This is a genomic window from Microcoleus sp. B3-A4, from assembly GCF_036705385.1.
Classification (GTDB): domain Bacteria; phylum Cyanobacteriota; class Cyanobacteriia; order Cyanobacteriales; family Microcoleaceae; genus Microcoleus.
Map to the genome: position 1 here is coordinate 1 of NZ_JAUBUI010000150.1, position 5,815 is coordinate 5,815.

3 protein-coding genes are annotated in these 5,815 nt (G+C 50.8%); 2 read left to right on the forward strand and 1 reads right to left on the reverse strand.

What is annotated here, in order from left to right; all coding sequences use genetic code 11:
- Positions 1-921: 921 nt before the first annotated feature.
- On the forward strand, positions 922-3,021 hold the full coding sequence (locus tag QUB33_RS28450; RefSeq protein WP_333357685.1) for an iron uptake porin: 2,100 nt from the start codon (positions 922-924) through the stop codon (positions 3,019-3,021).
- Between the two features lie 163 nt (positions 3,022-3,184).
- Here QUB33_RS28450 and QUB33_RS28455 read toward each other — a convergent pair whose 3' ends face one another.
- On the reverse strand, positions 3,185-4,438 hold the full coding sequence (locus tag QUB33_RS28455) for an FIST N-terminal domain-containing protein (protein WP_333357688.1): 1,254 nt from the start codon (positions 4,436-4,438) through the stop codon (positions 3,185-3,187).
- 743 nt (positions 4,439-5,181) lie between these two features.
- Between QUB33_RS28455 and QUB33_RS28460 the strand changes: the two genes are divergently transcribed.
- Complete coding sequence (locus tag QUB33_RS28460; protein ID WP_190662788.1) at positions 5,182-5,418, forward strand: Calvin cycle protein CP12; 237 nt, start codon at positions 5,182-5,184, stop codon at positions 5,416-5,418.
- The last annotated feature ends 397 nt before the right edge of the window (positions 5,419-5,815 follow it).

Here is a 5,815-nt window from a genome sequence, read left to right on the forward strand (position 1 = left end):
GTCTCTGTTTTTGATCTTGAGATAGATGGTTTTTGGCTGGCATACATTATAACTAATGAGCGCTTATTCTATATTTATATTATACAATCTAGCTGCGTATCAGCTTATTAGCACTAAACTCCTGCGATCGTCCGTAGGTAAAAATATCGTTAAAACCGCTAGGAATCTTGGGCATACTTGGTCTGTCAAGCAAGTGAGCTTTCCCTGGGGCAACAGCGGGTCAAGCACCACCAGTTGCAGTCGCACTCAAACAACAAAAAAGTTGTGTTAAAATAGCGGGAAATTAAACCCGCCGACGGTTAGTCTCTAAAACGGCGATCGCCCTGGCAAGTCCCGACGGCAGCGGGCATCAAAAAACCAAAATTGGTCAAGCCTGAACTTTGGTTTGGATCGGGTAAATCTACCAGCTTTTAGCTCTCAGTTCCCCACTCATGGCGGGAAAATAGCCCCTGTCGGGTCGCGAGGTTTAAAGTTAGGTTAAAAAGCTTGACAGTATAGGATATAAAGCTGTATAAGGGATGCGACAAGCAGCCACAATCCTACCTATAACTGTCTGTTAAGTCTGGCGTAACCGAGGACTCTGGGCAGTTGTCAGTTAGAGGCAGATTGTGGTCGAACCCGTAGAACCAGTTGTCGATCGTCCGCAGAGCAACTCAAGCAAGTCGGGCGATCGAGAGATGAAATTAGCACGTGATGGTATAATCAACTGTAATGTAATGTGGGCTTGACCTGAATTGATGCCTGGGCGGTATAAGGGCTCAGCCCCCTACGTTCAAGCAGAAGTAGACACGCCTACTGTGAATCAACAGTTATGGATAGGTTCTATTTTGGCAGTTATTGTCAACAGGCAAGCAACCACAAAAATTAGCAGTTGGGAATTGCTGGTCGTCGAGTTGAATAGAGTGTGAAGGTGTGAGGAAAATGAACAGAACTTTTTGGAATTTACTGCTAGTATCCCCGGCAATTCTGGGGCTATCATCAGTCATGAGTGCCACTGCGATCGCCGCAGAAGCTCCAGCAACCGCTGAAGCCAACCAGCTAACTACAGCTCAGTCATCTGAGTCAAAAATTGCAGAAATAGTTGGAGAAATAGTTGCAGAACCAGTTGCAGCAGCCCCTGCTGCTCCAGAAAAGCTGGCTTTAAACAGCAGTGTCGAAGCGGCCCAAACCCCGGTCGTCAAAGAAGCAGACGCTGAAAAACTCGCCTCAATCGAACCAGAAACCAGCGAAGCAGCACTGCAAACAACACCGCAAACAACAGGGAGCGACATCGAGTTAGCAGCCCCAAGCGCTCCGACCAGCGCCGCAGCAGCGACTGAACCCCTAGCAGCAGCAGGTACAGCCGAATCCTCGCCCCAAGCATCAGACTTGGCAGTGCAAATCAGCCCGACAGACACCGCTGGCAAAATTGAAGTGCCAGCAGTCGCCAGCACCCCAGCTACTACCCCAGCTACTACCCCAGCTACTAAGGTAGAAATTGCTCAGACAGTGCCCGCCGGAATGGGCGGCCCCATCGTCCCTGTGGCTCCCCAAGCGCTGCCGGCCCAACCATCCGGAACCATGTCCCAGGTGACATCAGTCACTCAGCTTTCTGACGTGCGACCGACAGATTGGGCATTCCAAGCCCTGCAATCCCTAGTCGAACGCTACAGTTGTATCGTAGGTTATCCCGACGGCACCTACCGCGGCAACCGCGCCCTGACTCGCTACGAATTTGCAGCGGGCGTCAACGCTTGCTTAGACCAGATAACCCAGCTAATTGGGTCAACAGGTAACTTAGTTACCAAAGATGACTTAGCCATCCTGCAACGCCTGCAAGAAGAATTTGCAGCCGAACTCGCTACCCTGCGCGGACGAGTAGACGGCCTAGAAGCTCGCACTGCAGAACTCGAAGCAAACCAGTTCTCCACCACAACCAAACTGGCTGGAGAAGCCATTTTTGCCGTCAGCGACACCTTCGGAGATCCTATACAAGCTCGTGACGCCAACGGCAATCATATCCGCGATCGCGACGACCAAACTGTCACCAACTTCGGCTACCGGGTGCGCTTGAACTTATTGACAAGCTTCACCGGTCGAGACTTGCTCAGAACCCGCTTGCAAGCAGTCAACGTCGCCAACTACGGAGCATCAACCGCTACCGGCACTAACATGGCTCGCTTGGCCTTTGACGGCGAGGAGGGTAGCCAATTCACACTAGACGAACTGTACTATCGTTTCCCGGTCGGTCCTGCTACAGTCTTTGTCGGTCCTAAAGGACTTGACCTGGATGAAATTGCAGATACGGTAACACCCTTTAACTCTACGGGTACTGGTGCTATTTCCAGATTTGGAGTTCGCAACCCGGCCGTATTCCGCGGGCCGCAGGGAGCTGGCGGAAGTTTGACTTTCAACTTGGGCGCCCTGCGAGCTACCGCGGGCTATCTCGCGGGCGACAGCGACGCTCCCAACCCAGCAGACGGCAGGGGCGTTTTCGACGGTTCTTTCAGCGCTCTGGGTCAGATAGGCTTTTTTAGCAGACCGTTTGATTTGGCCTTCACTTACACCCACAAATACAATCGGGCAGGCGATGTTGGCATCATGGGCGGTACGGGCAGTGCCTTGGCTAACCGACCCTTCGGTCAAGCAACCACTCAAGCAGATAACTATGGCGTGCAAGTTAACTTCAAACCCAGCCGTCGCTTTCAGATTGGCGGTTGGTACGGTTATACGAAGGCTGAGCAACTGCGGGGGGGCGGCAATGACGCTACCATCCAGAATGGTGCTATCACTTTGGCCCTGGCAGATTTTGGCCGGCAAGGCAACCTCCTAGGTTTTGTCTTCGGTGTACCGCCAAAAGTTACTGAGAGTGATGTCGCCAGAAACCGCAACACCTCTTATCACTTAGAGGGTTTCTATCGCTTCCAAGTCAATGACTTTATCTCAGTGACACCGGGCGTTTACGTGATTATGAATCCCGAACACAACGAGGAAAACAAGGATATCTGGGTCGGACTCCTGCGTACTACCTTTAGTTTCTAAGGTTCCCAAATATCTACTCACAGCTAAAAGCGGCAGGCGACTGCCGCTTTTATTTATTGGTCATCAGTGGATCGATTTTAGATTTTAGATCTTCAATTGTTAACAGTTAACAGTGATCCGTCAACAGTCAACAGTCATTTGTCAACACTCAACAGTTCACAAATTATGAATTTTGGCGGCAAATCCCGAATACGGAGGTGTAGCCGTGCAAAAATGTGCTGCCGCCAACGGGGCCGATTTCGCCGTTGCAGAAAAAGCCGCTCAGCGGGATGTTTTTGAGGTATCGGCCGAACAGTCGAGAGTCAAAGTTCGACTGGCCGTAAAGCCCTTCACCGCGCCCCAGACAAGAGAACATCAAGGCGCCGGCGCTGGATGTACCGCTGTACTCGGCAGCCCGCTGATAGCGATCGAGCAGCATTTCTAGGTCTTCTGCGGAGGTGCGGGCGTCGCGCAGGTGAAATTGGATGCGCTGTCCGGGACGGACTCGATCGCCGATCGCAATTGCTCCCACTTTCGGATCTACCCCCAACAGATTGCGGATTAAAAAATCTCCCGGCTCTAATTTGAGTTTGAATTCATCGCTGACTAAGCCTACAAATAACGAGTGCTGGGCTAATTCTCGGTCTTCTTCGCTTAAAGTTTGAACTAACTCTCGCAAAGCCTCTAAGGGCGATCGCTCGATGCCCCCGCTGCCGGTATCGTCGGTTTGTTCTTCGAGTTTCAGCAAAATATTGCGTTCTCCTTCCGTCACGCGATAAGGATGCCCGATCGGCCTGCAGCCTTGAGCTACGATCGTTTCCAAAACTATATTGCCGCTCAAAGCTACCCCAACCGTCCCTTCTCGGTAAAGCTGATAGTCGCAAAACAGCGCCGCGCCCCTGCCCGCACCGTCCCCCCCGGCGAGCCCCCCTACCTTCGCCGCCCCCGGATAGGCATAATCTAGTCCTTGCAGCAAATCGTTAATTTTTGCCGAAAAGGGGTCCGCCAAGATGATGAACTGCGGTTCTTCCTGGGCCGGCACGCCCAAGAGATCCACCCAAGTATCCGGGGGGCTGTCTAAGTCCGGCAGTTCTTCTGCACCGACGTGAAAAGTTCTGACATTCACTCCCGGCAAGCGCGCCAGACTCAGGCTGACTGCGGGAGAACCCTCGACTTCTTCGGTGAGGCCGCCCCGGTTGGTGCCGATGACTCCTCCCCCGCCGCAGCCCAGGATCGCGGGCACTGGCAGCAGTTCTCGGAGTAAAGGCATCAGGCGAGAATACTCGCTGGCAAAGGCAGACGAGATAAATATCAGCGCTAAATCCGCCGGGCCTTCTAGGTCGCGATCGGCTTGTTCTATAACTTCTTTGAGGGCGGATTCCAAAGACGGACGGGTTGATAAGGCGCTGACCCATTGCATTTGGTTTTCGGTGTACATAAGGCAAACTTCTCTATAAAACTATCTCTAGACATTAGGCTAACCGGAACTTGCCGTCGGGGGGACGGTATTCTTGGGCGATCGATTCCCCTCGATCGCCGTTCTTGTGTTAACATAAGTTAACATGAGAGTCCCCTTAATTTGTTAAGTGTGAAATGCCGTGTTCAGCTAAATCTTAAAAGATAAAGCTCAATACAGTTTGACACACCAACCTCGTGTAATGTTTTCATCAAAAGTAAGGTTGGCTCGACCTACATTGATGCCTGTGGACTAGAACCCGCCTACGGGCTAGTAAAGCAGGGAGTAGAGACGGCTACTGCATCATACTTATGGATGGTTTCTATCTGGGCTGCTGCAACAGCAGCGCATCTCAAGCTATTATTAGCTGGGGTCGCCATACCGAAACAGCAAATCCAACCCAAACAAACATCCAAAAAGAAAACCTTTCTTAGTTAATAAGGTGACAGTCAACGACTCAACACTAAAGTGACTGGGCTTCTGGCCTAAAACTTCAGTTTTACTTGACCAGCCTAAGACTCTAGAGGTCTAAGTTTTTTGAGTGATGACACCAAGCGGCTGCTTAGCTAGTCCCTTGCTCTGTCGTTAACGGTTAAACATCTTTATTTGGGTTAAGGATGTGCCGTTAGCCGAACAAGCTCACTAAACCCAGGGGCGTGCTAACATTACCTAGAAATAGGTCGGGGACCACCATATTCTCCTACACATTCATACCAACAAGCTTTATGACAACAACACCCGCAGGCAACATCCAAGAAAAAATTGAAGAAGAACTAGAAAGCGCTCGTACCGTCTGTGACCTCAAGGGCGCCACTTCCGGGGAATGCGCGGCGGCGTGGGACGCAGTTGAAGAACTGCAAGCAGAAGCTTCCCACCAAAAGCAAGTCAAACCTAAGAATTCTTTTGAAAAATTTTGCGACGACAATCCTGACGCTGCTGAGTGCCGCATCTACGAGGAATAAACGAGCCATTTAGCTCTATTCCTGCCCTCCCGCGCCGAAATCTAACTTTTGGCGCGGGAGAATTTTATTTTAGGGGTTGAGCCTTGAAATAGTAGCGAGATTTGCCCTCTATCCCAATACGGTTAAAATCAGGCCGCTTCTCCCCACTCCCCGAACCAAGGGGGACAATAATTCGCTCTGGCGCGCCTTGGTTCGGGGGATGGGAAGGCGAGATTTGAGGAATAAACAGTTTTAATCCAAGCATATTGCCGTCTATCGCGTCTCAAGTACCCTTCAAAGCGCGCCAAGTACCTTAGAAAAAATAGCAGTAACTAAAACATTAAGTAGGTCGGCGAGAAAAAACAAAACTATGTTAAGATAGATAAAGAAAGATATATTTCTAGTGACGTAACAAATA